This is a genomic window from Roseovarius sp. PS-C2 (genome assembly GCF_018862045.1).
Lineage (GTDB): Bacteria > Pseudomonadota > Alphaproteobacteria > Rhodobacterales > Rhodobacteraceae > Roseovarius.
Window position 1 is genome coordinate 65557 of record NZ_JAHKSQ010000002.1, and the last position, 25860, is coordinate 91416.

The window sequence follows — 25860 nt, forward strand, 5'->3', positions numbered from 1 at the left end:
TGGCGGGCCTTTTGCTGTTTGGGGGCAGGGGTCAGACGTGTTGCGCGCCGTTCACTTCGATTTCTGCGCCCGACACGTAAGAGCTTTGATCGGAGCAGAGGTAATAGATGGCGTCGGCCACTTCGGAGGGTTGGCCGAGGCGGCGCAGGGGCAGGCGTTCGACGATCTTGTCGGTGCCTTCGCTGAGGATGCTGGTTTCGACCTCGCCGGGTGCAATGGCGTTGACGCGCACGCCCGAGGGGCCGAAATCATGCGCCATTTCGCGGGTCAGCGCGGCCAGGGCGGCCTTGGAGGTGGCATAGGCGGCCCCGGCAAAGGGATGCACCCGCGACCCCGCGATCGAGGTGACGTTGACCACCGCGCCGCGCGCTGCCGACAATTCGGTGATCAATCCGCGCGCCAGCACCACGGGGGCGAAAAAATTGACGTGGAACACCTGCCCCCAGGCATCGAGTTCGGTGTCGATGGTGTTGAGCCGTTCACCCTGCGGCCCCTTGGGCGAGATGCCCGCATTGTTGACCAGCGCGTGCAATTTCCCGCCCTCCAGCCGGGCGCGGATTTCCTCGACGGCGGCGATGGTCTGGCGGGGATCGGACAGGTCGACCTGGATGTGATCCCGCTCGCCGCTGGGCCAGGGGCAGTCGGTGGAAAAGGGTTGGCGCGAGCAACTGATGACACGCCAGCCCTCGTCGGCGAATTTTCGCACCGTGGCGTGGCCGATTCCGCGGCTTGCGCCGGTCAGGAGCAGGGTCTTGCGTCGGGCGGTGTCTGGCATGGGGGCGGTCCATCCTGTTGATCCGAAGGCGATTTTGTGGGCGGGGCGGGGCGATTGCAACCGGGAAACCAGCAGCGGATGCGGCGGGATTCCGATTTTGCCTTTTCGCCTTCTCAATCCTGCCCAAAAGACGTATTACAGCAGGCCGGGAAAGCTAGGCGGCGCGATGAAACATCTGACCAGTCAATCTATCGGAATCGATCAGGGCGATGACGTGCTGTTCTCGGATTACGAGGATGGCGGCGAGATGTGGACCGGGGAAGGGGCGCGCGAGCGGCGCAAATCCCTGACCTTCCGCGAGCCCTTCAGGTCGGCGCCGGTGGTGCATGTTTCGTTGTCGATGTGGGACATGGACAGCGCGACCAATGCGCGTGCGGACGTGACCGCCGAAAAGATCACGGCCAACGGGTTCGACGTGGTGTTCCGCACATGGGGCGATACGCGCGTGGCGCGTGCGCGCATCCGCTGGATGGCGATCGGAGAGTTGCAGCACGAGGACGACTGGCAGCTTTACTGACGCGCCTTGCGGCGGATCGCCCCGCGTATGGCGGCGGGGCGAGGCCCATACCAGTCGGATCAGTGGCCGAACTGGCCCTCATAGATCGGTTCGAGCGTGGGCGTGTCGAACAGCGACGACACCGACGTGCCGTTCCAGATGTTCAGGATCGCCTGCGCCAGAATGGGCGCGGTGGGGATGATGCGGATGTTGGGCGCGGCCTTGACCGCGTCGGTCGGCTGGATCGTGTCGGTGATGACCAGCGATTTCATGACCGAGTTGGTGATCCGTTCGACCGCCGGGCCGGACAACACGCCGTGGGTGATATAGGCGTGGACCTCGGCGGCGCCTTCATCGAGCAGCACCTGCGCGGCCTTGCAGAGCGTTCCGGCGGTATCGCAGATGTCATCCACGATCACGCATTTCTTGCCGGTCACGTCACCGATGACGGTCATTTCCGCGACTTCGCCGGCTTTCTCGCGGCGCTTGTCGACGATGGCGAGCGGCGCCTCGATCCGCTTGGCCAGTTCGCGGGCACGGGCCACGCCGCCGACATCGGGGGATACGATCATCACGTCATCGAGCGAGTCCCGGAAATGTTCCTTGATGTCGAGCGCAAAGATCGGCGCGGCATAGAGGTTATCGACGGGAATGTCGAAGAAGCCCTGAATCTGGGTGGCGTGCAGGTCCATCGTGAGAATCCGCTCGATCCCGGCTTCGACCAGCATGTTGGCCACCAGCTTGGCCGAGATGGGCGTGCGGGCCTTGGAGCGGCGATCCTGGCGGGCATAGCCGAAATAGGGGATCACGGCGGTGATGCGCTTGGCCGAGGAGCGGCGCAGCGCGTCGGACATGATCAGCAGTTCCATCAGGTTGTCATTGGCCGGGTTCGAGGTGGACTGGACGATGAACATGTCCTCGCCGCGGACGTTTTCGTAGACCTCGACAAAGACCTCCTGATCGTTGAAGCGTTCGACGCGGGCATCGACCAGCCCGACATTGACGCCGCGATGCATGGACATGCGGCGGGCGATCGCGGTGGCAAGCGGTTTGTTGGCGTTGCCGGTGATCAGTTTCGGCTCGGACGTGATCGACATTCGGAAAGGTCCCCAGGTGGTCTTTGATAACAGATTCGTGACGTTGAACTTCGCTTAGCATGGGCGTAGCGTCGGGCAAAGATATGCCTAGGGGGTATAGGTTAAAATGGCCCGTCACATCGACTATTATTTCTCGACCCTGTCGCCTTATGCCTATCTGGCGGGCGGTCGTCTGGAAGAGATCGCGCAGAAACACGGCGCAAGCATCACCTACAAGCCGCTGGACATCATGCAGCTTTTCCCGCGCACCGGCGGGGCCGCCCCCAAGGACCGGCACCCGGTGCGCATGGCCTATCGGGCGCAGGAATTGCCGCGTCAGGCGAAAAAGGCGGGTATGGCGCTGAATTTCCAGCCCGCGCACTGGCCGACCAACGCCGCGCCTTCGTCCTATGCGATCATCGCGGCGCAGGCGGACGGATCGGGCGATCTGGGGGCGCTGGTGCATGGGGTTTTGCGGGCCTGTTGGGCCGAGGATCGCGATATCGCGCAGGACGACGTGATCCGCGACTGTCTGGAGCAGGCGGGATTCGATCCGAAACTGGCCGATAGCGGGCTCTTGAGCGGGGCCGAGACCTATGCCGCCAATCTGGAAGAGGCGGTTGCCGCCAATGTCTTTGGCGCGCCGTTCTATGTGGTCGACAGCGGGCAGAGTTTCTGGGGGCAGGACCGGCTGGAGGATCTGGACATGCATCTGGCGGGCAAGCTGTAGCTCATGCCACGGGACGAGCGGGCGGGGTTTCCGACCTATTGGACGACATACGGGAAGGGCCCGCGCAACGCGTTGGCGATCCATTGTTCGCTGGCGCATTCCGGCAGTTGGGGGGCGATGGCGCAGCACCTGTCGGACAGGCTGAGCTTGCGGGCCTTCGACGTTCCCGGCCACGGGCGCAGCGCGTCCTGGGACGGGCGCGGCGAGATTCAGGAAGTGACGGCGCGCATTGCCGCCGATCTGTGCGAGGGGCGGACCGATCTGATCGGGCATTCCTTTGGCGCGACGGTCGCCTTGCGGCTGGCGGTGATGCGCCCCGATCTGGTGCGTTCGCTGGTGTTGATCGAGCCGGTGTTCTTTGCCGCCGGGTTTGCCGATGCGCCCGAAGCGCGGGCGGAATTCGAGCGGGACATGGCGGATTATGCCGCGGCGATGGCGCAGGGCGACCGGATGGCGGCGGCGCGGGCCTTTACCGACCTTTGGGGCAACGGCGCGCCCTGGGAGGCGATTCCCGAGGTGCTGCGCAACTCGATGGCGGCGCAGATGCCGCTGATCGAAGCGACGGAGCCGGTTCTTCATGACGATGCGGCGGGCCTGTTGGACGAGGGTGTGTTGCAGGCGGTAAAGGTGCCGGTCTTGTTGATCGAGGGGAGTGAATCGCCCGGCATCATCGGCCATGTCAACCGGGCACTGGCGGCGCGGCTGCCGGATGCGCGGCGCGCGGTCATTGTGGGGGCCGGGCATATGGCGCCGATCACCCATCCTGCGCAGGTCGCCTCCGAGGTGTTGCGGTTCTTGTGAGGGGGCTTGGCGCCTAGCCCCTGGCGATGTCGAGGAAGCGGTCGATCGCGTCTTCGGCGATCGACCAGTCGCAGACGAGGCGCATGGGCAGGGGCGCGTCGGGATCGCCGGTTTCGAGCGGGCCGCCGTTGAGACCGTAATGCGCGCCGGCGGCGTGCAGCCGTTGGTGGGTGGCGCGCGACAGGGTGGCAAAGATCATGTTGGCCTGCGGTTCGGCCAGAAAGTGACAGTCGGGCAGGGCGCGCAGCCCGTCGGCCAGCCGCGCGGCGCGGGCGTTGGCGGTGCGCGCGGAGGTCAGCCAGAGATCGTCGGCGAGATAGGCCAGCATCTGCGCGGCAAGGTAGCGGTGCTTGGACAGAAGGTGCCCGGCGCGTTTGCGGCGCAGTTCGAACTCCCATGATTTTTCGGGGTTGAAGAAGATCACCGCCTCGACCTCGAGGCAGCCGTTCTTGGTGCCACCGAAGCTGACGGCGTCGATCCCGGCCTTCCATGTCATGTCTGCCGGGGTGCAGCCCAGAACGGTGAGCGCATTGGCGAACCGCGCGCCATCGAGATGCACGGGCAGGCCGTGGTCGGCGGCGGTTTCGGTGACGGCCGAAAGCTCGTCCAGGGTGTAGAGGCGGCCCATTTCGGTGACTTGCGTGAGCGAGACCGGGCCGGGTTGCGACACGCCGACATCGCCCGGAGGGCTGGCGGCGATGGCGCGGGCTAGGTCGGCGGCGGTCATCTTGTCGCCGGTGCCGACGGGGATCAGTTTCGCGCCGCCGGTGAAGAATTCCGGGGCGTGGCATTCATCGCCGTAGATATGCGCGCGCGGGGTGCAATAGATCGCCTGCCACGGGTGCGCCAGCGTGGCCAGCGCCAGCGCGTTGGCCGCCGTGCCGGTGGAGACGAGGTGGATCTCGGCCTGCGGGGCCTCGAACAGCTCGCGCAGGCGGGCGCCGGCCTGTGCAGTCAGGTCGTCGGCGCCGTAGGAGCGGGCAAAGCCGGTATTGGCGTGGGCGAGGGCCTCGATCACCTGCGGGTGAGCGGGGCCGCAATTGTCGGAGGCGAAATTCATGTGCCGGGTTCCTCGATCAGGTGGTCTTCCCACTCGTCGTCGGAGACTTCGAATTCCGGCACGGTGCGGCTTTGCATGGAGATGCCCGCATCGTGCACGGATTGCGCGTCGCCCGAGATCAGCGGGTGCCAGTCGTAAAGCGGCTTGCCCTCGTTCAGCAGCTTGTAGGCGCAGGTTTCGGGCATCCAGTAGAGGTGCCCCTGAAGGTTGCGCGCGGTGAGGGTGATGCATTCGGGGACGAACTGATGGCGGATGTCGTATTGCGCGCAGCGGCAGGTGGTGTCGTCGAACAGGCGGCAGGCGACGCGGGTGAGGGCGACCTCGCCGGTATCTTCGTCTTCGAGCTTGTTCATGCAGCATTTGCCGCAGCCGTCGCAGAGCGCCTCCCACTCCTTGCGGGTCATCTTGTCGAGCGGGGTGGTTTCCCAGTAGCGCGGGCGCAGGCCGCTGCGGTCGATGGGGTCGTCGGTGCTCATAGCGATCCGAGGATGTCGCGGGCTTGCGCGCAGTCGGCGTCCATCTGGGTGATGAAGGCGTCGAGGCTGTCGAATGTCGCCTCGGGGCGGAGATAGTCGATCAGGGCGATGGACAGGTCCGCGCCGTAGAGATCGCCGGAAAAGTCGAAGATGAAGGTTTCGAGGTTGGGAACCTCGCCGTTGAACATCGGGCGCACGCCGAGCGAGGCCGCGCCGTGGTAGTGGCCCGCATGGGGGCCGTCGAGCACATCGACCAGCACGGCATAGACGCCGAAGCGCGGCGGGTGCAGCCCGGCGATGGACATGTTGGTGGTGGGGTAGCCCAGTTCGCGGCCGCGCTGTTCGCCGCCCACGACCGGACCTTCGATGCGGTGCCAGTGGCCCAGCATGGCGGCAACGTCGCGCGGGCGGCCCTCGCTGAGGGCCTGACGGATCGCGGTGGAGGAAACCTGCCCCGTCTTCCCCTCGATCAGCTCTGCGATGGTGACGCCGAAGCCCATGTCGCGCCCGAACCGTTCGAGATCGCGCGCATTTCCGGCGCGGCCCTTGCCGAAACAGAAATCCGCGCCGACGACCACATGGCGCAGCCCGAGCCCGTTGGCGATCACGTTGCGGGCGAAGTCATGGGGCGACAGGGCGGCCATGCCCGCGTTGAAGTTCAGTTCGTAGAGTTTTTCGACGCCCAGTTTCGCCAGCCGGTGCGCGCGCGCCTCGCTTCCCATCAGGCGGAACGGGGGGGCGTCGGGGGCGAAGTATTCACGCGGGTGGGGTTCGAAGGTCAGGACGCCGAGGGGGGCGTTCACGGCCTGCCCTTCCCGGCGGGCGATGTCGATCACCGATTGGTGGCCAAGGTGCACACCATCGAAATTCCCGATGGCGACGGAAGCGCCCCGGTTGGCCTGATCCACATAGTCGAAGTCGCGCACGATTTGCATGGCGCAGGGGTAGCCTCAAGCGCCGCCGGGTGCAAGCAGCACGGGCCTTGACCTAATCGGTCAGATCGCGGGGAACGATGAAATCGACGGTCTGGCCGGTGCCGGGGGCGAGATCGGCCCAGTCGGTGACGGGAAAATCGGCCACCAGCGTGGCGCAGGTGGGGTAGGTTTCGAATCCCGGATGGGGCGGAGGCGTGGCCACGAGGGCATGGGCGAAATCCGCGATGCCGGGGTTATGGCCCAGCATCAGGACGGTTTGGCCGCTGGCCTCGCGCAAGACGCTGAGCATCGTGGCCGGTCCGGCGTGGTAGAGCGTATCGGTGAAGTGTGCCGGGGCGTCCAGCCCGAGGCGGGCGCAGGTTTCGCGGGTGCGTTCGGAGGAGGAGCTGAGGATCTGATCGGGCAGGAAGCCCTGGGCGCGCAGCCAGTCGCCCAGGGCGCGGGCCGAGCGGCGCCCCCGGCCATTCAGCGGGCGGGCGTGATCGGACAGCGCCGGGTCGTTCCAACTGGATTTCGCGTGCCGCATGAGAATCAGTCGAAGGGTCATTGGAATGCCCGCATGTGAAAGGCCGATTGCGATTCGACCCTGCCATGGGTGCGGCTGACCGGGCAAGCACGGCGCACGGCGCAGCCGCGCGTCAGGCAATCGTTGCCCGTGCGCTCGAGATCGGCCTTGCATGCGGCCACGTCGTAGTCCTGTGGCGAGAGGGCATCGACGGGGCAGGCCGTAAGGCAGGGACGGTCGGCGCAGCTGGTGCACGGGTTGGGGGCTGGCGAGGGCAGGTCGATTGCATGGGCAAAGCCGAGTGCGCCCCGGTACGAGATCATCAGCCCTGCGCTATCGTGCACCAGGAGCCCGACGGGCGAGATATGCGCGCGCCCCGAGTCGCGCGCCCAGCCGGTGAAGGGCTGCCAGGGCGGGCCGCCGAAGGGAAAGAAGGCCCGCGCGCCAAGCTGCGCGGCCAGCGCCCCGATCACGCGGGAAGACCAGCGGTCAAGCGGATCGGGCCGGCCGTCGCCATATTCCGGCGTGGCGGTGAAGCGGGGCCAGAAGCCCGGTTCCAGCGGGCCGAGCAGGATCAGGGTGGCAATGCCGGGCGGCAGGCTGTCGGCATTCGCGACCCCGCCGAAGATATCCAGCCCGGCAGCCTGTGCCGCCTCGGCGATCTGCGGCAGGGCGGGGGCGGTCATTTCGGGCGGATCAGCGAGCCCGCGCCGTGTTCGGTGTAAAGTTCCAGCAACACGGCATTGGGCGCGCGCCCGTCGAGGATGACCACGGCGCGCACGCCGCCCTCGATTGCGGCAAGGGCGGTTTCGGTTTTCGGGATCATGCCGCCCGCGATGGTGCCGTCCTTTGTCATTTCGCGAATCTGGTCGGCGGTGAGTTCGGTCACCACCTCGCCCGAGGCATCGCGCACCCCGTCCACATCGGTGAGCAGCAGCAGCCGGTCGGCCTTGAGCGCGGCGGCCACGGCCCCGGCGGCGGTGTCGCCGTTGATGTTGTAGGTTTCGCCGTCCCGGCCCGCGCCGAGCGGGGCGATCACCGGGATCGCGTCGTCGCGGAACAGGGTGTGCAGGATCGCCGGATCGACCTGGCTGGGGTTGCCGACAAGGCCGAGCCTGGGATCGGCGGGGTCGCAGGTGATCAGGTTGGCATCCTTGCCCGAGAGGCCCACGGCGCGCCCGCCCTGTGCGTTGATCGCCTGCACGATGCGTTTGTTCACCCGGCCCGACAGGACCATTTCCACCACTTCCATCGTCGCGGCGTCGGTCACGCGCTTGCCGCCGACGAAATCGGATTTGATATCCAGCTTGTCCAGCATCTGGTTGATCATCGGGCCGCCGCCATGGACGATCACCGGGTTGACCCCCACCTGCCGCAGCAGCACCACATCGCGGGCGAAGGTTTCCATCGCCTCGTCGCTGCCCATGGCGTGACCGCCGAACTTGATGACGACAATCGCGCCGTCATAGCGTTGCAGGTAGGGCAGGGCCTCGGACAGGGTGCGGGCGGTGGCGATCCAGTCGCGGTTCATGTCACGTTTCTTCATCTTGGGCGTCCTTCGGGTTCACCCGGTTATCCTCATAAGCGCGGCGGCCTTCAAGGGGGATCGGACGGACGAGGGGGATCAGACCTTGGTGGCCGGGACGGGCGGGGTGACGGCGCGGCGTTTCAGGCGGGATTCGCGCCAGCTGATGAAGCTGACCGCGCCGACGATGACCGAGCCGCCCAGGATGACGAACAGATCGACGCCTTCGTCGAACACCAGCGCGCCCAGCAGGACCGCCCAGACCAGTTGCAGGAAGGTCACGGGCTGTGTGACGGTCAGCGGCGCGGCGCGGAAGGCCAGCGTCATGGTGTAGTGCCCTACCGTCGCGATCAGGGCAACGGCCATGAGAATCGCTAGCTCGCCCCAGGTGGGCGGCACCCAGTTCATCAGGGCCACCGGGGCCAGCCCGATGGTCACGGCAATCGAGAGCATGGCCACCACGATTCCGGGGCTGGCGCTGGCCGAGGCGCGTTTGGCGATCAGGTAGGAGGCGCCGAAAAAGATGGCGGTGAACAGCATGGCGAGGTGGCCGGGGCCGACCTCGCGAAAGCCGGGGCGCAGGATGATCAGCGCGCCGATCAGGGCCGCGACCACGGCCATGATCCGCCGCAAGGCTAGGGTTTCGCCCAGAAACAGTGCCGCGCCGATGGTGACATAGACCGGCGAGAGATAGTTCATCGCGGTCACGTCCGCGATGGGGATGCGCGCCATGGCATAAAACCACAGCGCCACGCCGACGGTATGGGCCAGCCCCCGACCCGCGAACAGCGTCCATGTGGTGCGGTCGAAATTCGCGCGGCGCAACGATCCGAGTACGGGGATCAGGAAGACCAGCCCCAGCAGGTAGCGCAGGAAGGCCGCTTGCGGTGCGGGAATGCGGGTGCCCAGAATTTTGACGAGGGCGGTGACGCCGACGAACAGCATCCCGGTCACCACCATCCAGAAGATACCCCATCCGGGGCGCGTTGCCTGTGTGTCCATGCGCGCATTAAGACTCTGGCGTGCCGGATTGTCGAGCAGGTTCCCGGAGATCGGGACAGATGAGGCGTGCCCGTCAAACGGCCACGCCTGATTTTTTGTTCGCGGTTTCCGGTCCACCGTTCATCCGGGGATACATGTGGACCGGCAGAGCAGGGATGTTTCCCTGCTGTCGCGATGCTCTAGAAGTCCGAGGACAGCGTCAGGTCGAGCCCGAAATTCTCGTAGCGCGACTGACCGAGGCCATCGTAGAAGGTTGCCGCGCGCAGGAGTGCGCCCGAGGCGAATTCGTGGCTGAACCCGAGCCGGACCGCCCCTCTTGTGCCTTCGTAGGTGGAGCTGATGGCCTGGGCCACTCCCGAGCCGCCGGCGTCGCTCACGATACCGGAGACGCCGCCGAAGATCAGGATGTCCCTGTAGGGCACGGAAAAGTCCAGGCCGAAGGAAAACTCGGTCAGCCACACGTCCTGGGACGGGATGAAATTGCCGTTGCCGTCCATATACGAGGATTGATCGTCGGTCGTATGGGACAGGATCATGTTCGGTATGTAGGTGACATTGCCATACTGCAATTCGCCCGCCACCTTGGCGCGTGCAAGGACACGATCCGACGAGAAGCTGTCGGTGTAGGTGCCGATCGGAGAGACCCTGTTGTCGGACTGCCCCGCCAGAACGCGCAGGTCGAAATAGAGCGGCTGGTCGGGTGCGCGAACGAGAAGATAGGGGCCGACAAACCAGCCGGTGCCTTTCACCGACGCGAGGCCGTTATCCCATTTGGAATGATCGAACTGCAGCATGCCGCCGAGGAAGATATCCGGCGTCAGAGCCCAATGCGCGCCGACCGCGCCCAGTGCGTAGGAACCGTCGGCCCCGTCGATATCCGACCAGCTTGCCGAAAGCGTGGCCCAGACCGGCTTGTCGGGGTTGCTTGCAATATCAATGTTTCCGAAGCCGCGCGTGACCTCGGCGTTGAAACGGGCGCCGCCACTTCCCGAGAGGAACGGGATCAGATCCGGCTGATTGCTGACGAGACTGCTGGCCCGGTTGAGGCCGAAACGCGCCCGCGCTTCCTGTGCCGCTTTGGTCGTGTCGATCTTTTTGGTGTTTTGCTGAACACCGACAAAGCCCGAGCATTCCCAGTTAACCGTATATCGAAGGCTCGTGACCGAGCCGCCGCCGCCATCGTATGTTTCTTGACCGGGGGTTCCGCAATAGCCGCAAACAGTTCCGCAAGTGCCGCCCTGGTTCGTGACGCTGGTATAACCGACAGATTGGCAGGCCTCGACCGCGTTATAGGTGCCGGAAGTATTGGCCGAAAGCCATGCGGTATTCGTATCCGCACGACAGACTGTCCAAGGGCTACCGGATTGTACGCCTGTCGTTCCGCCGGTGCCAACCGCCGGAGGCGGGCTGCTTTGCGCGAAGGCCGCTCCTGTGGCGAAGGCAAGAATGATGAGAATTAGTTGAGCGATCCGCTCGATACGGCGAAGTGCAGTTTGTGCCATGTGTACCCACTGAAAATTGTTTTTTAGTAACTGTTTAAGTAGAAATCACAAAAAGTTTACTGCGTCCAGCCGGACATATGGAGAAGCGAAAAATCCCTCCGAAAGTGACACGCATGCCACTTCCCAAGGCCTTGACGGGTTGTATTGAACGTCAGCGGCTGCGCAGGTGCCTGAGCAGGGATTGCGAGGGGTAGCCATCGGCGGCGACGCCGATCGAGCGCTGGAAGGCGCGGATCGCGTTGACGGTGTTGGGACCGGCGATGCCGTCGATCTTTTCCAGGTCGTAGCCCTTGCGGCGCAGGAGGCGCTGCATTTCCTTACGCTCTTCGAAGCTGAGCGGATCGTATCCGCGCGGCCAGCTTGCCTGAATCGGCGGTCCGCCGATCAGCCGGTCCGACAGGTGCCCCACGCCAAGCGCATAAGCGTCGGAATTGTTGTAGCGCTTGATGACGTCGAAATTGGCGAACACCATGAAGGACGCGCCCTGTGGGCCTGCCGGTTGCAGGATGCGGGCCGATCCGTAATCGCGCACGGGCCGCCCGTTGATGTCGGTGACACCGCGTGTGGCCCAGTCCGAGGGCATCCGTTTGGTATTGCCGAAGGACGCGCCGCGCGGCATCCGCACCTCGACGCCCCAGGGCATGCCCTTGCGCCAGCCGAACCGCTTGAGATAGGCCGCCGTCGAGGCCAGCGCATCGGTGGGATCGTCCGACCAGATGTCACGCTTGCCGTCGCCGGTGAAATCCACCGCATAGGCCAGGTAGGATGTGGGAATGAATTGCGTGTGGCCCATCGCCCCGGCCCACGAGCCTTTCATGTTGCGCGGGGTGACATCGCCCGATTGCAGGATTTTCAGCGCCGCGATCAGCTGTCTTTCAAAGAACGCGCCGCGCCGCCCGTCATAGGACAGCGTGGCCAGCGCGTCGATCAGGGGGATGTCGCCGCGCCGTTCGCCATAGGTGGACTCCATGCCCCAGACGGCGGCGACCACCTGTTTTTCGACGCCGTAATGCGCCTCGATCCGGTTCAGGGCGCGGCGGTGACGGCGCAGGGCCTTCTGGCCGTTCTCGACGCGCACGGGGCTGGCGGCGTTATCGAGGTAATCCCAGATCTCGGATTTGAATTCCGACTGGTTGCGATCCTTGTGGACGACATCGGGCCTGTATTGCGCGCCGCGAAAGGCCGCGTCGAACACCCGCGCGTTGATGCCCTGATTGAGAGCCCGGCCGCGAAATCCCCCGACCCAGCGGTCGAAGGCCGCGTTCGAGGTGGATACCTGTTGGACCGATGTCTCGGTGGCGCGCGGCAGATCGGCCGGGCGCAGCACCGGGCGCAGGCTGCTGACGGGAACATCGACGGAAATCACCGTGACACCCGGCCCTGCCGCGCCGGGCCGCCCCTGCGGCCTGAGAGAGGTTTCGACCGCCGCTGCCTGGGCGGTGGTTCCGATGAGAATGCCTGCGATTGCCCCGCAGAGACCACTGATACGCATTGCCCGATCCTGCTTTTGCTTTTTCGGCATGGTAACGCGATTGTGCCCGATTCAAAAGCAATGATGCGGATTGCCGGGCGGCGATCTGCCGATTGTTTCCGAAGCGGGGCGGTTCAGCGGCGCTTGCGGTCCACCTTGCGTTTGGTCTTTGCGGCCTTGTGCCGGGTTTTGGCCTGCTTGCGGCGGGGCGGTTTGCCGCGTCCGCGCGCCGGACCTCGGGGCAGGGATTTGCCTTCGATGCTGACCAGTTCCAGCGCGATGCCGCCGGTGACGGGCGCGGCCTCGGACAGTTTGACCGTCACGCGCTGGCCCAGTTCTACGGTCAGGCCTGTATCGGCGCCCATCAGCGTGCCGGCGTCACGGTCGAAATGGAAGAACTCGCGCCCGAGGCTGCGCACCGGAATCAGCCCGTCGGCCCCGGTTTCGTCGAGCCGCACGAAAGCGCCGAACTTGGCCACGCCGCTGATGCGCCCGGTGAATTCCTCGCCCACGCGTTCGGACAGGAAGGCGGCAAGGTAACGGTCGTTGGTGTCGCGCTCGGCGGTCATCGAGCGCCGCTCGGTTTCCGAGATATGTTGCGCGGTGCTTTCCAGCCGTTCGATATCCTGCGGGCGCAGCCCGTCATCGCCCCAGCCATGCGCCGCGATCAGCGCGCGATGCACCACCAGATCGGCATAGCGCCGGATCGGCGAGGTGAAATGCGCATAGGCCTGCAGGGCGAGCCCGAAATGCCCGAAATTGCTGGGCGCGTAATAGGCCTGCGTCATGGCGCGCAGCGTGGACATGTTGATGACTTCGGCATGATCGGTGTCATCGGCGGCGCTGAGAAGCGCATTCAGGTGCGCGGTTTTCAGAACCTGCCCCTTGGCCAGCGTCAGCCCGGCGGCCTCGGCCACGTCGCGCAGGGTGTCCAGCTTCTCGGGAGAGGGTTCTTCGTGCACCCGGAACAGCAGCGGGGATTTGCGCGCAATCAGGGTTTCGGCAGCGGCCACGTTGGCCAGCACCATGAATTCCTCGATCAGCTTGTGGGCGTCCAGCCGCTCGGCGAAATTGACCGACAGAACCTGCCCTTCGTCGCTGAGGATCACCTTGCGCTCGGGCAGGTCCAGGTTCAGCGGCTGGCGGCGCTTGCGCGCCTTTTCGAGCGCGGCATAGGCGGCGTAAAGCGGGCGGATCACGTCCTCCATCAGGGGGCCGCACTGATCGTCGGGATCGCCGTCCATCGCCTGTTGCACCTGCTGATAGTTCAGCGATGCCGCCGAGCGCATCAGCCCGCGCACGAAACGGTGCCCCACCTTTTCGCCCTGCGCGTCGATCTGCAAGCGCACGGCCACGCAGGCGCGCGGCACGCCCTCGTGCAGCGAACACAGGTCGCCCGACAGGCGGTCGGGCAGCATCGGCACGACGCGGTCGGGGAAATAGCTGGAATTGCCGCGCTTGCGAGCCTCGCCGTCCAGCGCGCTGCCGGGGGTGACGTAATGGGCGACATCGGCGATGGCGACCCAGATCACATGCCCGCCCTCGTTTTTCGGATCGTCATCGGCATGCGCCCAGACCGCATCGTCATGGTCGCGCGCATCCGCCGGGTCGATGGTGACGAGGGGCAGGTCGCGCATGTCCTCGCGGCCCTTGAGACCGGCGGGTTTCATGCGGTCGGCCTCGGCGATCACCTCGTCGGGGAAATCGTCGGGGATGCCGTGCTGATGGATGGCGATGAGCGACACCGCCTTGGGCGCCGAAGGATCGCCAAGCCGGTCCAGAACGCGGGCACGGGGCAGGCCCATGCGGCCCTTGGGGCCGGATTGCTCGGCCTCGACCAGTTCACCGTCCTGCGCGCCGCCGGTGGCGTCGGCGGGCACCTGCCATTCCTTGCCGTCGCCCTTGTCGATGGGCACGATCCGCCCGCCTTCGTCGCGTTTGCGGAAAATCCCCAGCACCTTGCGCGGGTTGGTGCCGATGCGGCGGATCAGGCGGGCGTCGTAATGGTGATCCTCGCCCTTGACCTCCTGCAGGCGGGCCAGGATGCGGTCGCCCTCGCCAAGCGCCAGGTCGCTGGCGCGCGGGATCAGCAGCACCACGGGTTCCACCCCTTCGCCATGCCATTCCAGCGGCCTAGCCAGCAATTCGCCGTCCGATGTCTGGCCGGATACCTGCAACACGCTGACCGGCGGCAGTTTTTCCGGATCGCGATAGGTCTTCTTGCGCTTTTCCAGATGGCCCTCGGCCTCGAGTTCCTTGAGGATGCGTTTGAGGTCGATCCGCGCAGCGCCCTTGATCCCGAAGGCCTTGGCGATGTCGCGTTTCGAGGTGAGGGTCGGGTTATCGGAAATCCATTGCAGGATTTCGTCCTTGGTGGGCAACTGGCTCATGCGGGTGGCGTAGCACGAATGAAAATGGCGCGCCATGTCGGAAAGCACCTGCACAGCGGGAACCGGGCTTTCTTCTTGCCGAAAATATCCTGGTGGGTGAGGGGCGTCCCGGAAACGATCCGGGAGATCGTTTCAGCCCCGAACGGGCGGAGCCCCGGACAGGCCCAAGGGGCGACGGGGGCAGCACCCCCGGCAACGTTCCTCACAGATCCCCCGTCAGAGCAGATCGGCGGCGCTGTCCACGTCGTTCAGCATATCCGTCAGCCCCACACGCAGCCCCGGAAGAGACGCGATACTGTCGGCGAGCGCGTGTTTGCTGGACCAGCGCACATCGCGAAACAGCGTGGCCGGGGGTGGGGCCGTGCGTTTCATCCCCACCAGCCAATAGCCTCCGTCAGGCGCGGGGCCGAACACCGCGTCATGAGTGCCCAGCAGTCCAAAGGCGCGGTCGATATGCGCCGGGCCGAGGCCGGGGATGTCGCCGCCCACGATACAGACCGGGCCGGGCGGCATCGTGCGCAGGATGCGGCCCATCCTGTCGCCCAGATCGCCCGGACCCTGCGGGATGCGCGGCAGGTGCGCGGGCCAGGCCCGGCTGGTCAAGCCGGCATGATCGGGGGAAACCGCCAGCACGAGGCGCCAGCGCGGATCGTCCAGCCGCCGCAGCAGCCCCGCGACCTGATGGCGAAACCACCATGCCGCGCCGATCATGCCGATGTCGCGGCCCAGACGGGTTTTCACCCGGCCCGGTCGTGGCTCTTTCAGCATGACGACAAGCTGGCGGCGGGCTGTCACAGGGGGCGGTCCATGTCGCGATGCGGGATGTCCGCGTCGAGATATTCGGGCCCGAATGCGGTGAAGCCCAGTTTCTCGTAGAACCCGATGGCGTGGGTTTGTGCGCCCAGCATCGCGCGGGCGATGCCCGGTTTGCCTTGGAGGTGGTCGAGGCAGGCGCGAATGAGCGCCGCGCCCAGCCCGGTGCCGCGCGCCTGTGGCAGGACGCAGACACGCCCGATCTTGCCGGTATCGCCCTTGTAAAGGATACGCGCACAGCCCACGGGCTGGCCGTTCAGGCGGGCAAGGATATGGTCGGCCCGATCGTCAAGCCCGTCGTATTCCTCGGTCTCCGAAACACCCTGTTCCTGGATGAACACGGTTTCGCGCAGGGCGTGGCAGGCGGCCTGATCGTCGGTCAGGCCAATGACCGGCGTCATGCGAAATAGTCCTGCAGGATGCGCGTGTAGATGGCTTTCAGCTGCGGGATTTGTGCGATCTCGACCCGTTCGTCGACCTGATGCATGGTGCGGCCCACGAGGCCGAATTCGACCACCGGGCAGTGATCCTTGACGAAGCGCGCATCGGAGGTGCCGCCGGTGGTGGACAGCTCGGGCGTGATGCCGGTTTCGGCCTGCACTGCGCGGGACACCAGATCCGAGAGCGGCCCCGGCGGGGTCAGGAAACTTTCGCCCGAGACCCTGGTTTTCATTTCGCCCGCGATACCGAACTCCTGCGCCACGCTATCCAGTTCGCCTTGCATCCATCCGATCAGGCCTGCGCTGTCATGGGCGTCGTTGAAGCGGATGTTCACGGTGGCGCGACATTGCGCCGGGATCACGTTGGTGGCCGGGTTGCCGGTGTCGATGGTTACCACGGCCAGCGTGGAGGGGTCGAAATGGTCGGTGCCGCTGTCCAGTTCGTGACTGGCCAGCCGGTCCATCAGCCGCGCCATGGCGGGCAGGGGGTTGCGGGCCCGGTGGGGATAGGCGGCGTGGCCCTGTTCGCCGGTCAGGGTGAACCAGGCGGTGAGAGATCCGCGCCGCCCGATCTTGATCATCTCGCCCAGTGTGTCGGGGCAGGTGGGTTCGCCCACAAGGCAGGCGTCCATCGCTTCGCCATTGTCGCGCATCCAGTCCAGCAGGGCGGCGGTGCCGTCGGTGGCGTCGCCCTCTTCGTCGCCGGTGATGGTCAGGATCAGGGCGCCGTTTTCGGGCGGCGTGTCGGTAACGAAATCGACCGCCGCCGCCACAAAGGCCGCCACGCCCGATTTCATGTCGGTCGCGCCGCGCCCCCAGAGGAAACCGTCCTTCTGTTCGGCGCCGAAGGGCGGCATCGTCCAGGCGGTTTCGTCGCCCAGGGGCACGACATCGGTATGACCATTGAATCCAAAGGTTTTCGCCGCGTCCTTGTCGCCCCAGCGGGCGAACAGGTTGGACACCCCGTTGCGATCCACCCGCGTGCAGGCAAAGCCCGCCTTGCTCAGCAACTCCCCGAGCAGGACAAGCGCACCGCCTTCCTCGGGGGTGACGGAGGGGCAGCGGACCAGATCGGCGGTCAGGGTGACGGGGTCGGTGGGGGCGTTGGGCATGGGGCCTCGGGCGGATTGATGGGTAACGTGACGGTTTGCCTAGCGCGCTTCGGGCCCAAGCGCAAATGCCGTTGGGCCGGGGCGGCGTAAGTGGTTGGCGAAACAGGCTTAACAGGCCTGCGCGAGTGTGTTAACCTTTCGGTAATAATAACCCGAGGCAGGGCAAAAGACAGCATGGCCGCAAAAGGCCCGCGATCGAGCGGACACTGAATACTGTCCATCACATAACGGCGGCGATGCCCGTCGTGCTGCGCTTTTGCGCTGTCCCGCATGCAAGAGTGTTGGGGCAGACAACATGGTGACACCCGCGGAGCTTCCGATCGATACATCGGCCAGCGCCATGCAGATGGCGAACGCGATCTTCGGGGATGGGGTAACGGTGGTAAACGCCTCTTACACGGGGGCGAACGGATCGTCGGGCATTTACAGCAATGGCGACAGCATCGCGCCCGGTGTGACCCCGTCCGACAGCGGTGTGATCCTGTCGACGGGGAACGCGGGCGATATCACGAACCCGCCCTCGTCCGGGTGGGGGTGGTGGAGCCAGCCGAACGAGGCCAACGAGGATCCCGACACATCGACCGACACATCGGGGCCGAACAACAACCCGATGTTCAACGCGGCAGCGGGCACCAATACCTATGACGCGTCGTTCATGGACGTGGATTTCATCCCCACCGGCGATACGATGACGATGCAGTTCGTCTTCGCATCCGAGGAATTCCCCGAGTACCAGACCGGAGTCTATCAGGATTTCGTCGGGGTCTGGGTGAATGGCCAGCAGGTCGAACTGTCGGTCGGGGACGGTGATGCGGACCCCAACAACCTGAACGCCACGTCGAACGAGAACCTGTATATCGACAACGCCAACGACCAGTACAATACCGAGATGGACGGGTTCACGGTGACCATGACCCTGACCATTCCGGTGGTGCCGGGCGAGTTGAACTCGATCCGCATCGGGATCGCCGATGTGGTGGACAGCCAGTACGATTCCAACCTGCTGATCGCGGGAAACAGCATTCAGACCACGCTGGTGGCGATGGACGATGCGACGACGTTGTATCCCGACGGGTCCAAGACGGTGGACCTGCTGGGGAACGATATCAACAACACCAGCGGGACGCTGAGCATCACACAGATCAACGGTCACGATGTGGTGGCGGGTGATGTGGTGACGTTGGCCACTGGCCAGCAGGTGCAGGTGAACGGCGACGGCACGGTCACGCTGTTGGGTGACGGCGATATCGAGAACGTCAATTTCACCTACGAGGTGAGCAGCAGTTCGGGGCAATCCGATACCGGGTTCGTCAATGTCGATTCCGTGCCCTGTTTCGTGGCCGGGACGCTGATCCAGACGCCGGATGGCCATGTGCCGGTGGAAACGCTGAGCCCCGGCGACATGGTCCTGACCAAGGACGAAGGCGCACAGCCGCTGCGCTGGATCGGGCGCCGCACGGTGGCCGCCGACGGAACCTTCGCGCCGATCCGCATCGCGGCGGGCACGTTCGGGGCGCATGACGAGGTGCTGCTGTCGCCGCTGCATCGGGTGTTGATCCGCGACAGCCTGGCCGAAATCCTGTTCGGTGAACCCGAGGTTCTGGTGGCAGCGCGCGATCTGGTCAATGACCGCAGCGTGCGCCGGGTCGAGGGTGGCGCGGTAGACTATGTGCACCTGCTGTTCGACCGGCACCAGGTGATCTTTTCGGGCGGTCTTGAGACCGAAAGCTTCCTGCCCGGCCCGCAGATCGCCAGCAGTTTCGAGGCGGAAATCGTCGCCGAGATATGCGCGCTGTTTCCTGAAATCGACCCGCTCACCGGGGAGGGCTACAGCCCGGCGGCGCGCCGCTGTCTGAAGCGGTACGAGGCGCAGTTGTTCCTGCAACAGGCACGGGTGGCCTGACCCGATGGGATGGGTCGCCATAGCCAGCCGATACGGCGGGCGCTTTGCGGCCGACGGGCTGGAGCGGGCGTCGTCTGGCGAGGGGTGTTCCGACATGCGGCTGATGCCGCGCGGCACGTTGTTGCTGGAAACCAAGCTGTCGCCGGACGGCCGCCCGCAGACCCTGCTGTCGTTTCAGCGCAACTACCCGTGGCCGGGCAGTTTCTGCCTGCGGGCCTTGCCCTGTGGCGGGATCATTCTGGTGGAAACGCAGGGCGAGGACATTCGCCATGCCACCTTGCCGCATCAACCCGACGGGCGCATGGATACGGTGCGTCTGACCTATAGCTGGGACGCTCCGGCGCGGTGGGGGCAACTGACGCTGGAACGTCCCGAAAGCGGCAGCCTGCATTCAGTCGATTTGCCGCCGCCCCATCCGATGCTGATGGCCGAGATCGCCGCCGTGACCACCGATCCCGAGCGCAGGGTGATGGATCGTGACGTGGATTTCTTCGCCGTGTCCGACCGGATCGAGCCGGTCGGCCCGATGCCGACGCTGACCAGCCAGGTGCCGATTGCCACCACGATGGGCGAGCGCAAGGCCGGAGAGCTGCGCCGGGGGGACGTGGTGCGGACGGAACACGGCCAGACGGTGCCGGTTCTGCGCTCGGTGTCGCGCACCGTGCCGGCCCTTGGCAGTTTCCGCCCGGTGCGCCTGCGCGCGCCCTATTTCGGGTTGCGCCGCGATATCGTGGTCGCGCCGCAGCAGAGGCTGGTGATCGGCGGCAGCCAGGTGGAATACATGTTCGGGCGCGAGGCGGTTCTGGTGCCGGCGCAATATCTGGTCAACGGGGTGTCGGCGCTTTACGCCAACGGGCCGGAACTGGTGACCTATCATCACCTGCTTTTGCCGGGGCACGAGGCGATCATTGCCGCGGGGTGCGCCGTCGAAAGCCTGTATGTGGGGCGGCTGCGGCGCAAGCCCGAGCAACTGGCCCGTTCGGTTCTGGCGCAGGCCGACCGCGCTCGCCTGCCGGAACACGCCAAGCCGGTCTGGCCGGTGCTGAAACCGTTCGAGGCGATCACGCTGGCGCTGGAGCGCGCGGCCTGATCCCCGGCCGGGGCGTTGCGTCAGTGAACCGTCTGATCGAAGAACGGGGTCATCTGCGCGACGATCACCGCGTTTTCATCCAGGGCGCGCTGCATCAGGTCGCGTTCCTCGTCGCTGATGTCGTGGCCTTCGGCCTCGCGTTCGGCCAGGGTGCCGTAGCCGGTGACATCGAGCGGCGCGGTGTCAGCCTGTTTCAGCACGGCCACGGTTTCGCGCACGGCCTCTTCTTCGTCCACGCCCGAGGCATAGACCATGAGCGCCGCACCCGTCGCCTGCTTGGGCAGGCCGTCGCCGTCCTTGCGTCCGATCTGCACGAGCAGGGTGTAGACCTGCTGCCGTTTCGGGGGTTTCGTTTTGCCGGTGCTCATGGGCGCGATCCTTTTTGCTGGTGACTGCCCTGCAATCGGCGGGCCGCGAAGTCAAGCGCGGGGTGGTCTTTTCGCCGGTCTTGAGGTGTTTTAGGCTGGAAGCAGGCCAGCAGGAGGAGACAGGTATGAAACGCGCCAAGGATATGGTGGCCGAGGCCAACGCCGTGATCGAGCATGCCCCGGCGGCAGAGATGATGACATTGCATGGGCGCGAGGACGTGACCTTTGTCGATCTGCGCGATCCGCGCGAACTGGAGCGCGAGGGCATGATCCCCGGTGCGTTCCATTGTCCGCGCGGGATGCTGGAATTCTGGATCGACCCGGAAAGCCCCTATGCCAAGCCGCAATTCCAGAGTGGTAACCGGTTCGTGTTCTATTGCGCGTCGGGCTGGCGGTCGGCCCTGTCGGCGCGCGTGGCGCAGGAAATGGGGCTGACGGGCGTCAGCCATATCGACGACGGGTTCACGGGCTGGAAAAAGGCCGGTGGCCCGGTCGGTGAGAAGCCTCGCAAAAAGTGAGGTCTGACAGGCGGGCGAGGGCGGTTGCCATCGTGTCCCCTAGCGATGGCGTTGCGATGGCTCATCCCGCGCGCTCCCCTGAGTATTTGGGGAAAGATGAAGGGGACCGGGTTTCGCGATTGGCGGGTCAGCCGCGCGGATCGAGCAGCTTGGCCAGGATGCGGTTGCGGGTGATCTGCCCGATTAGCGCGCCGTTTTCCACCACGCCGACCGCCATGTCGTGGCCTTGGCTGACCTCCATCACCTGTCGGATCGTGGCCTGTGGTGGCACGGTTTCGTCCGGGGTGCCGGTGGCCGGCTCCATCACGTCGCGGGCGCACAGAACCCCGAGCGGGTTCATATGGGCCACGAATTCGGCAACGTAATCGGTGGCGGGGTTGGTGAAGATGTCCTGCGGTGTGCCGCATTGCACGATACGCCCGCCTTCCATGATGGCGATCCGGTCGCCCAGCTTGAACGCCTCGTCCAGATCGTGACTGACGAAGACGATCGTGCGATTGAGTTTCTGCTGAAGCTCCAGAAGTTCGTCCTGCAGGTGGTTGCGGATCAGCGGGTCGAGCGCCGAGAACGGTTCGTCCATCAGCAGGATCGGGGCCTCGGTGGCGAAGGCGCGCGCCAGGCCGACGCGCTGCTGCATGCCGCCGGAGAGTTCGCTCACCTTGCGGTCGGCCCAGTCGGACAGGCCGACAAGGTCGAGCTGGTGGGCGATGCGCTGATCGCGTTCGGCGCGTGGCAGCCCGGCCAGTTCGAGGCCGAGGCCGACATTTTCGCGCACGCTGCGCCAGGGCAGAAGGCCGAACTGCTGGAATACCATGGCGACATGGTTCTGGCGGATGCGGCGCAAGGTGGCGGCGTCGGCGGTGGTGACATTGACCATGCCGGTGCCGTCATTCACATGCACCGCGCCACGCGTGACCGGGTTGAGCGCATTGACCGCACGCAGGAGCGTGGATTTGCCCGAGCCCGAGAGGCCCATCAGCACCACGATTTCCCCCTGCCCGACGGTCAGGCTGCAATCGTGAACGCCCAGAACCTGCCCGCAGCGGGTCTGGATTTCGGCCCGGTCCAGCCCGTCATCCATCAGCGGCAAAGCGGCGTCGGGGTGATCGCCGAAGACGATCGAGACATTGTCGAACTGCACGGCATCGGTCATTGGTCACGCTCCAGCCGCAGCATCCGGTCGAGAATGATGGCGACCACCACGATCATCAGCCCGGATTCGAAACCGAGCGCGATGTTCACCGTGTTGATGGCGCGCAGCACCGGAACGCCCAGCCCGTCGGCCCCCACAAGCGCCGCGATCACGACCATCGAGAGCGACAGCATGATCGTCTGGTTCAGGCCCGCCATGATCTGCGGCAGGGCATAGGGCAGTTCGACCTTCCACAGGGTTTGCCGGGGCGTCGCGCCAAAGGCCTGTGCCGCTTCGAGCAGGGGTTTGGGGGTCGAGGAGATGCCCAGATGGGTCAGGCGGATCGGGGCGGGGACCACGAAGATCACCGTGGCGATCAGGCCTGGCACCATGCCGATGCCGAAAAACACGATGGCCGGGATCAGGTAGACGAAGGGCGGCAGGGTCTGCATCAGGTCCAGAACCGGGCGCAGGCCGCGATAGAGACCGGGCCGGTGTGCGGCGGCGATGCCGATGGGCACGCCGATGGCCATGCAGAACACGCAGGCCGACAGCACCAGCGTGAGGCTTTCGGTCATTTCTTCCCAATAGTCCTGATTGAGGACAAAAAGAAATCCGAGCGCGACGAACAGGCAGGTTTTCCAGTTGCGCTGGAATAGCCATGTCAGGGCGACGAAGACGGCGATCAGAATCAGTGGGTGCGGGGTTTGGAGTATCCAGAGAAACCCCTCGATCATGCTGTCCATCGCGGCGGCGAGCGCATCGAAGAACAGGGCGGCATGATCCTGAAGCCACAGGAAAAAGATCTCGGCGGCGTCGCCAATGGGAATCTTGGTGTCGGTGAGCCAGTTCAAGCGGGGGCCTCTTGTGATTTTGGGCGGGGCCGAGGCGGGATGGAACCGCCGGGCTGGCCCGTGCCATGTGCGCCCGCGCCCCGCAGGGGGGCGGCGGGCATGTCAGGGGAATAACCCTGGCCGGATCAGAGGCCGAGGCCGGATTTGACCGCGGCCATCGCGTCACCGCCGTCCCTGGCGGTCACGCCGTCGAGCCAGCCGTCCAGAACGCCGGGGTTGGCCTTGAGCCACGCGCTGGCGGCCTCGGCGGGGTCGGTGCCGTCATTCAGGATCGCGCCCATGATCTCGTTTTCCATGGCCAGCGTGAATTCGAGGTTTTCCAGCAGTTTGCCGACATTCGGGCAGCTTTCGGCATAGCCCGCCGAGGTGTTGGTATAAACCGTCGCGCCGCCCAGATCGGGGCCGAACCACTCGTCGCCGCCGGTCAGGTAGGTCATGTCGTGATTGGCGTTCATCGGGTGGGGTTCCCAGCCGAGGAAGATGATCGGCTCGTCCCGGCGGTCGGCGCGGCTGACCTGCGCCAGCATGCCCTGTTCCGAGCTTTCCTTGACCTCGAAACCCGACAGGCCGAAGGCGTCGGCCTCGATCATGTCCATGATCAGGCGGTTGCCGTCATTGCCCGGCTCGATGCCGTAGATGGTTTCCTCCAGCGCCTCGGCGTGGTCCGCGATATCTGCGAAATCGGCGATGCCGAGGGCCGCCCCGGCGGCGTTGGTGGCCAGCGTGTACTTGGCGCCTTCGAGATTGGCGCGCACGGTGTCCACGGTGCCGGCCTCGCGATAGGGGGCGATGTCGCCTTCCATGGTGGGCATCCAGTTGCCGAGGAAGACGTCGATATCGCCTTCGGCCAGCGAGGTATAGGTCACCGGCACCGACAGAACCTTGATGTCGGTTTCATAGCCGAGCGCCTCGAGCACCGTCGTGGTCGCGGCGGTGGTGGCGGTGATATCGGTCCAGCCCACGTCGGAAAACGTGACGGTGTCGCAATCGGCGAGGGCAGGGCCAGCGGCCATCAGGGCGGCTGCGGTCAGCGAATATTTGAGGGTCATTCCGGATACCTCCGTTGAGCGGTTTCTTTTGGGGGCCTTGGAAAGGCTGCGCCGGCGCGATGGTTTGCGCCGGCGCGGTGTATGTCTAACGTGATTGCGATCCCGAAGGGATCAGACGAACCACCAGCGCTCGATGAAACGCATGCCGTCCACATCCCAGTTCGAGCTCATCTGCTCGGTATGGCCGACCTTGGTGGAGTTGCCGAAGACCCAGTTGGCGAACATCGGGATCACGACGCCCCCTTCGTTTGCCACGAGGTCCTGCATTTCGTAATACATCTGGCGGCGCTTGGCCTCGTCCAGCTCCGAACGGGCGTTAACCATCAACTCGTCAAAGCGGTCATTGCACCAGAAAGTGTCGTTCCACGATGCACCGCATTTGTAGGCGGTCGAGAACATCTGATCTTCGACCACGCGGCCCGACCAGTAAACCGAGACGAAGGGTTTCTTCATCCAGACATCCGACCAGTAGCCGTCATTGGGTTCGCGGACGGGTTTGAGGTTGATGCCCGCCTTGGCGGCAGAGGCCTGATACAGCACGGTCGCATCGACCGCGCCGACAAAGGCGGCGTCGGCCGCCGAGAGCGATACGTCGATGCTGTCGAGCCCGGCCTGCTGAAGGTGCCACTTGGCCTTGTCGGGGTCGTAGGTTTTCTGCTCCATCTCGGAATTGAAGAAGCGTTGCCCGCGCCCGATGGGGTGGTCGTTGCCGACCGAGCCGTAACCGAACAGGATTTTCTCGACCAGTTCTTCGCGGTTCACCGCGTATTTCAGGGCCTGACGCACATGATTGTCGGTGAAGGGATCGGCGCGGGTGTCCATGGCGAAAGTATAGTGCTGCGTGCCTGCGACCGAGTTGATCTGGATATCCGGTTTGCGCGCCAGCAGCCCGACGGTCTTGAGGTCAAGCCGGTCGGCCACGTCGACATCGCCGGACACCAGCGCGGTGGTGCGGGCGTTCTGATCGACCAGTGCCAGAATCTCGGCGCTGTCGAACCACGCGACATCGTCGCGCCAGTGGTTTTCGTGACGCTCCAGCGAATAGGAGACGCCGGGGTTGAAATTGGTCAGCTTGTAGCTGCCGCAGCCGTCGCCCGATTTCCAGTCGATGCTGTCGCCGTCGGCCTTGCAGATCGCGATGTGATAATCGCTGAGCGTGAAGGGGAAGTCGGCATTGCCGCCATTCAGCGTGATCACCACGGTATCGGTGCCTTCGGTGGCGATTTCCTTGATCGGAGCCACGATGGGGCCGGCGGCCGAGGTCGAATCTTCGCCGCGGTGGAAGTTGATCGAATTGACGATGTCCTGCAGTTCCAGCGGTTTGCCCGAGTGGAACTCGACGCCCTGCCGGATCTTGAAGCGCCAGACGGTGGCGTCGTCCGAGGCCTCCCAGCTTTCGGCCAGTTCGGGGATGAGCGAGCCGTCCTGCGCGACCTCGGTCAGGTGGCCGTGAATGGCGTAGGCCAGCGAGGTGGTGAAGCTGTTTTCATACGTGCCGGGGTTGAGCGTGTCGGTGGTCTGGCCGTGGCCGATCCCGGCGCGCAGGTGCCCGCCGCGCTTGGGCGCGGCCATCGCGCCGCCCATCGGCAGCGATGCGGCGATTGCGGTGGCGGCGGTGGTTTTCAGAAATCCGCGGCGGTTCAGCATGCCGCTTTTGATAAGTGCCATTACTGTTTCTCCCTGTTGTCGTTCGTCGTTTGTCTGATCGGCGGCCCGTATCGCGGCAAGGCGCGGGAGGGGCCGGTTTTCGGGGGTGTCGGGCGCTTTGGCCGGGCTTTCGGTCTCAAAGCGACACCCTGCATGTTTTTCCGACATTATGATGACGCGGCGATGACTC

The 25860-nt window shown here is 65.3% G+C and carries 26 protein-coding genes; 6 read left to right on the plus strand and 20 right to left on the minus strand.

What is annotated here, in order from left to right; translation table 11 throughout:
• Window positions 1-31: 31 nt before the first annotated feature.
• On the minus strand, window positions 32-775 hold the full coding sequence (locus KPG71_RS03650; protein WP_216336786.1) for an SDR family NAD(P)-dependent oxidoreductase: 744 nt from the start codon (window positions 773-775) through the stop codon (window positions 32-34).
• A gap of 166 nt (window positions 776-941) precedes the next feature.
• On the opposite strand from KPG71_RS03650, the gene KPG71_RS03655 reads away from it, so the two are divergent.
• Window positions 942-1292, plus strand: a complete 351-nt coding sequence (locus KPG71_RS03655; protein ID WP_216336787.1) for an H-type lectin domain-containing protein — start codon at window positions 942-944, stop codon at window positions 1290-1292.
• Between the two features lie 59 nt (window positions 1293-1351).
• Here KPG71_RS03655 and KPG71_RS03660 read toward each other — a convergent pair whose 3' ends face one another.
• Window positions 1352-2368 (minus strand): ribose-phosphate pyrophosphokinase, encoded by a 1017-nt coding sequence (locus KPG71_RS03660; RefSeq protein WP_216336788.1) that lies wholly within the window; start codon window positions 2366-2368, stop codon window positions 1352-1354.
• Between the two features lie 106 nt (window positions 2369-2474).
• Here KPG71_RS03660 and KPG71_RS03665 point away from each other — a divergent pair, with 106 nt between their 5' ends.
• The gene (locus KPG71_RS03665) at window positions 2475-3077 is read left to right on the plus strand and encodes a 2-hydroxychromene-2-carboxylate isomerase (protein WP_216336789.1); all 603 of its coding nucleotides are present in this window, start codon (window positions 2475-2477) and stop codon (window positions 3075-3077) included.
• Window positions 3078-3080: 3 nt separating this feature from the next.
• Window positions 3081-3878 carry an alpha/beta fold hydrolase gene (locus KPG71_RS03670; RefSeq protein ID WP_216336790.1) on the plus strand — a complete coding sequence of 266 codons (798 nt, stop codon included), beginning with the start codon at window positions 3081-3083 and terminating at the stop codon, window positions 3876-3878.
• Between the two features lie 13 nt (window positions 3879-3891).
• Here KPG71_RS03670 and KPG71_RS03675 read toward each other — a convergent pair whose 3' ends face one another.
• The 13 genes from KPG71_RS03675 to dapE form a co-directional block, all read right to left on the minus strand.
• Window positions 3892-4938 (minus strand): low specificity L-threonine aldolase, encoded by a 1047-nt coding sequence (locus KPG71_RS03675; protein WP_216336791.1) that lies wholly within the window; start codon window positions 4936-4938, stop codon window positions 3892-3894.
• Entirely contained in the window at window positions 4935-5414 is a 480-nt protein-coding gene (locus tag KPG71_RS03680) for a YcgN family cysteine cluster protein (RefSeq protein WP_216336792.1), read from the minus strand. The genes KPG71_RS03675 and KPG71_RS03680 overlap by 4 nt, the downstream gene beginning before the upstream one ends.
• Window positions 5411-6349, minus strand: coding sequence for a bifunctional riboflavin kinase/FAD synthetase (locus tag KPG71_RS03685; RefSeq protein ID WP_216336793.1), 939 nt, complete (start codon window positions 6347-6349; stop codon window positions 5411-5413). The genes KPG71_RS03680 and KPG71_RS03685 overlap by 4 nt, the downstream gene beginning before the upstream one ends.
• 52 nt (window positions 6350-6401) lie before the next feature.
• Entirely contained in the window at window positions 6402-6896 is a 495-nt protein-coding gene (locus KPG71_RS03690; RefSeq protein ID WP_216336794.1) for a histidine phosphatase family protein, read from the minus strand.
• The gene (locus KPG71_RS03695; RefSeq protein WP_216336795.1) at window positions 6893-7540 is read right to left on the minus strand and encodes a ferredoxin; all 648 of its coding nucleotides are present in this window, start codon (window positions 7538-7540) and stop codon (window positions 6893-6895) included. Before KPG71_RS03695 ends, KPG71_RS03690 begins: the two co-directional genes overlap by 4 nt.
• The gene (argB, locus tag KPG71_RS03700) at window positions 7537-8400 is read right to left on the minus strand and encodes an acetylglutamate kinase (protein WP_216336796.1); all 864 of its coding nucleotides are present in this window, start codon (window positions 8398-8400) and stop codon (window positions 7537-7539) included. Before argB ends, KPG71_RS03695 begins: the two co-directional genes overlap by 4 nt.
• A 78-nt stretch (window positions 8401-8478) precedes the next feature.
• Window positions 8479-9381 (minus strand): DMT family transporter, encoded by a 903-nt coding sequence (locus tag KPG71_RS03705; protein ID WP_253196085.1) that lies wholly within the window; start codon window positions 9379-9381, stop codon window positions 8479-8481.
• 179 nt (window positions 9382-9560) lie between these two features.
• Window positions 9561-10883 carry an autotransporter domain-containing protein gene (locus KPG71_RS03710; protein WP_216336797.1) on the minus strand — a complete coding sequence of 441 codons (1323 nt, stop codon included), beginning with the start codon at window positions 10881-10883 and terminating at the stop codon, window positions 9561-9563.
• Between the two features lie 151 nt (window positions 10884-11034).
• Complete coding sequence (locus tag KPG71_RS03715; protein WP_216336798.1) at window positions 11035-12375, minus strand: lytic murein transglycosylase; 1341 nt, start codon at window positions 12373-12375, stop codon at window positions 11035-11037.
• Between the two features lie 113 nt (window positions 12376-12488).
• Window positions 12489-14744 carry a ribonuclease R gene (gene rnr / locus KPG71_RS03720; RefSeq protein ID WP_216336799.1) on the minus strand — a complete coding sequence of 752 codons (2256 nt, stop codon included), beginning with the start codon at window positions 14742-14744 and terminating at the stop codon, window positions 12489-12491.
• A 216-nt stretch (window positions 14745-14960) separates the two neighbouring features.
• Entirely contained in the window at window positions 14961-15512 is a 552-nt protein-coding gene (locus KPG71_RS03725; protein WP_216337196.1) for a DUF2064 domain-containing protein, read from the minus strand.
• 23 nt (window positions 15513-15535) lie between these two features.
• Window positions 15536-15958: a GNAT family N-acetyltransferase gene (locus KPG71_RS03730; RefSeq protein ID WP_216336800.1), complete on the minus strand. Its 423-nt coding sequence runs from the start codon at window positions 15956-15958 to the stop codon at window positions 15536-15538.
• Window positions 15955-17109 (minus strand): succinyl-diaminopimelate desuccinylase, encoded by a 1155-nt coding sequence (dapE, locus tag KPG71_RS03735; protein ID WP_216336801.1) that lies wholly within the window; start codon window positions 17107-17109, stop codon window positions 15955-15957. Before dapE ends, KPG71_RS03730 begins: the two co-directional genes overlap by 4 nt.
• A 295-nt stretch (window positions 17110-17404) precedes the next feature.
• Here dapE and KPG71_RS03740 point away from each other — a divergent pair, with 295 nt between their 5' ends.
• Entirely contained in the window at window positions 17405-19012 is a 1608-nt protein-coding gene (locus KPG71_RS03740; RefSeq protein ID WP_216336802.1) for a Hint domain-containing protein, read from the plus strand.
• A gap of 4 nt (window positions 19013-19016) precedes the next feature.
• Complete coding sequence (locus tag KPG71_RS03745) at window positions 19017-20102, plus strand: Hint domain-containing protein (protein WP_216336803.1); 1086 nt, start codon at window positions 19017-19019, stop codon at window positions 20100-20102.
• A 20-nt stretch (window positions 20103-20122) separates the two neighbouring features.
• Here the strand turns inward: KPG71_RS03745 and KPG71_RS03750 are convergent, their stop codons facing one another.
• Window positions 20123-20470 carry a hypothetical protein gene (locus KPG71_RS03750; RefSeq protein ID WP_073036158.1) on the minus strand — a complete coding sequence of 116 codons (348 nt, stop codon included), beginning with the start codon at window positions 20468-20470 and terminating at the stop codon, window positions 20123-20125.
• Window positions 20471-20595: 125 nt separating this feature from the next.
• Between KPG71_RS03750 and KPG71_RS03755 the strand changes: the two genes are divergently transcribed.
• Window positions 20596-20988 carry a rhodanese-like domain-containing protein gene (locus KPG71_RS03755; protein ID WP_216336804.1) on the plus strand — a complete coding sequence of 131 codons (393 nt, stop codon included), beginning with the start codon at window positions 20596-20598 and terminating at the stop codon, window positions 20986-20988.
• A gap of 127 nt (window positions 20989-21115) precedes the next feature.
• Here KPG71_RS03755 and choV read toward each other — a convergent pair whose 3' ends face one another.
• From choV to KPG71_RS03775, 4 genes are all read right to left on the minus strand, one after another.
• Window positions 21116-22141, minus strand: coding sequence for a choline ABC transporter ATP-binding protein (gene choV / locus KPG71_RS03760; protein ID WP_216336805.1), 1026 nt, complete (start codon window positions 22139-22141; stop codon window positions 21116-21118).
• On the minus strand, window positions 22138-22974 hold the full coding sequence (choW, locus tag KPG71_RS03765; RefSeq protein ID WP_073036175.1) for a choline ABC transporter permease subunit: 837 nt from the start codon (window positions 22972-22974) through the stop codon (window positions 22138-22140). The genes choV and choW overlap by 4 nt, the downstream gene beginning before the upstream one ends.
• Before the next feature lie 125 nt (window positions 22975-23099).
• Complete coding sequence (choX, locus tag KPG71_RS03770; RefSeq protein ID WP_216336806.1) at window positions 23100-24023, minus strand: choline ABC transporter substrate-binding protein; 924 nt, start codon at window positions 24021-24023, stop codon at window positions 23100-23102.
• 111 nt (window positions 24024-24134) lie between these two features.
• Window positions 24135-25691: an ABC transporter substrate-binding protein gene (locus KPG71_RS03775; RefSeq protein ID WP_216336807.1), complete on the minus strand. Its 1557-nt coding sequence runs from the start codon at window positions 25689-25691 to the stop codon at window positions 24135-24137.
• Between the last annotated feature and the right edge of the window lie 169 nt (window positions 25692-25860).

Coding starts and splice junctions, on each gene's coding strand:
- KPG71_RS03710 (WP_216336797.1), bottom strand. CDS start 10,883: ATGGCACAAACTGCACTTCGCCGTATCGAGCGGATCGCTCAACTAATT.
- KPG71_RS03730 (WP_216336800.1), bottom strand. CDS start 15,958: ATGACGCCGGTCATTGGCCTGACCGACGATCAGGCCGCCTGCCACGCC.
- KPG71_RS03655 (WP_216336787.1), top strand. CDS start 942: ATGAAACATCTGACCAGTCAATCTATCGGAATCGATCAGGGCGATGAC.
- choX (WP_216336806.1), bottom strand. CDS start 24,023: ATGACCCTCAAATATTCGCTGACCGCAGCCGCCCTGATGGCCGCTGGC.
- KPG71_RS03685 (WP_216336793.1), bottom strand. CDS start 6,349: ATGCAAATCGTGCGCGACTTCGACTATGTGGATCAGGCCAACCGGGGC.
- KPG71_RS03675 (WP_216336791.1), bottom strand. CDS start 4,938: ATGAATTTCGCCTCCGACAATTGCGGCCCCGCTCACCCGCAGGTGATC.
- KPG71_RS03690 (WP_216336794.1), bottom strand. CDS start 6,896: ATGACCCTTCGACTGATTCTCATGCGGCACGCGAAATCCAGTTGGAAC.
- KPG71_RS03695 (WP_216336795.1), bottom strand. CDS start 7,540: ATGACCGCCCCCGCCCTGCCGCAGATCGCCGAGGCGGCACAGGCTGCC.
- KPG71_RS03755 (WP_216336804.1), top strand. CDS start 20,596: ATGAAACGCGCCAAGGATATGGTGGCCGAGGCCAACGCCGTGATCGAG.
- argB (WP_216336796.1), bottom strand. CDS start 8,400: ATGAAGAAACGTGACATGAACCGCGACTGGATCGCCACCGCCCGCACC.
- choV (WP_216336805.1), bottom strand. CDS start 22,141: ATGACCGATGCCGTGCAGTTCGACAATGTCTCGATCGTCTTCGGCGAT.
- KPG71_RS03705 (WP_253196085.1), bottom strand. CDS start 9,381: ATGGACACACAGGCAACGCGCCCCGGATGGGGTATCTTCTGGATGGTG.
- KPG71_RS03650 (WP_216336786.1), bottom strand. CDS start 775: ATGCCAGACACCGCCCGACGCAAGACCCTGCTCCTGACCGGCGCAAGC.
- dapE (WP_216336801.1), bottom strand. CDS start 17,109: ATGCCCAACGCCCCCACCGACCCCGTCACCCTGACCGCCGATCTGGTC.
- KPG71_RS03670 (WP_216336790.1), top strand. CDS start 3,081: ATGCCACGGGACGAGCGGGCGGGGTTTCCGACCTATTGGACGACATAC.
- KPG71_RS03740 (WP_216336802.1), top strand. CDS start 17,405: ATGGTGACACCCGCGGAGCTTCCGATCGATACATCGGCCAGCGCCATG.
- KPG71_RS03775 (WP_216336807.1), bottom strand. CDS start 25,691: ATGGCACTTATCAAAAGCGGCATGCTGAACCGCCGCGGATTTCTGAAA.
- KPG71_RS03725 (WP_216337196.1), bottom strand. CDS start 15,512: ATGCTGAAAGAGCCACGACCGGGCCGGGTGAAAACCCGTCTGGGCCGC.
- KPG71_RS03750 (WP_073036158.1), bottom strand. CDS start 20,470: ATGAGCACCGGCAAAACGAAACCCCCGAAACGGCAGCAGGTCTACACC.
- KPG71_RS03680 (WP_216336792.1), bottom strand. CDS start 5,414: ATGAGCACCGACGACCCCATCGACCGCAGCGGCCTGCGCCCGCGCTAC.
- rnr (WP_216336799.1), bottom strand. CDS start 14,744: ATGAGCCAGTTGCCCACCAAGGACGAAATCCTGCAATGGATTTCCGAT.
- KPG71_RS03715 (WP_216336798.1), bottom strand. CDS start 12,375: ATGCGTATCAGTGGTCTCTGCGGGGCAATCGCAGGCATTCTCATCGGA.
- KPG71_RS03665 (WP_216336789.1), top strand. CDS start 2,475: ATGGCCCGTCACATCGACTATTATTTCTCGACCCTGTCGCCTTATGCC.
- KPG71_RS03660 (WP_216336788.1), bottom strand. CDS start 2,368: ATGTCGATCACGTCCGAGCCGAAACTGATCACCGGCAACGCCAACAAA.
- KPG71_RS03745 (WP_216336803.1), top strand. CDS start 19,017: ATGGGATGGGTCGCCATAGCCAGCCGATACGGCGGGCGCTTTGCGGCC.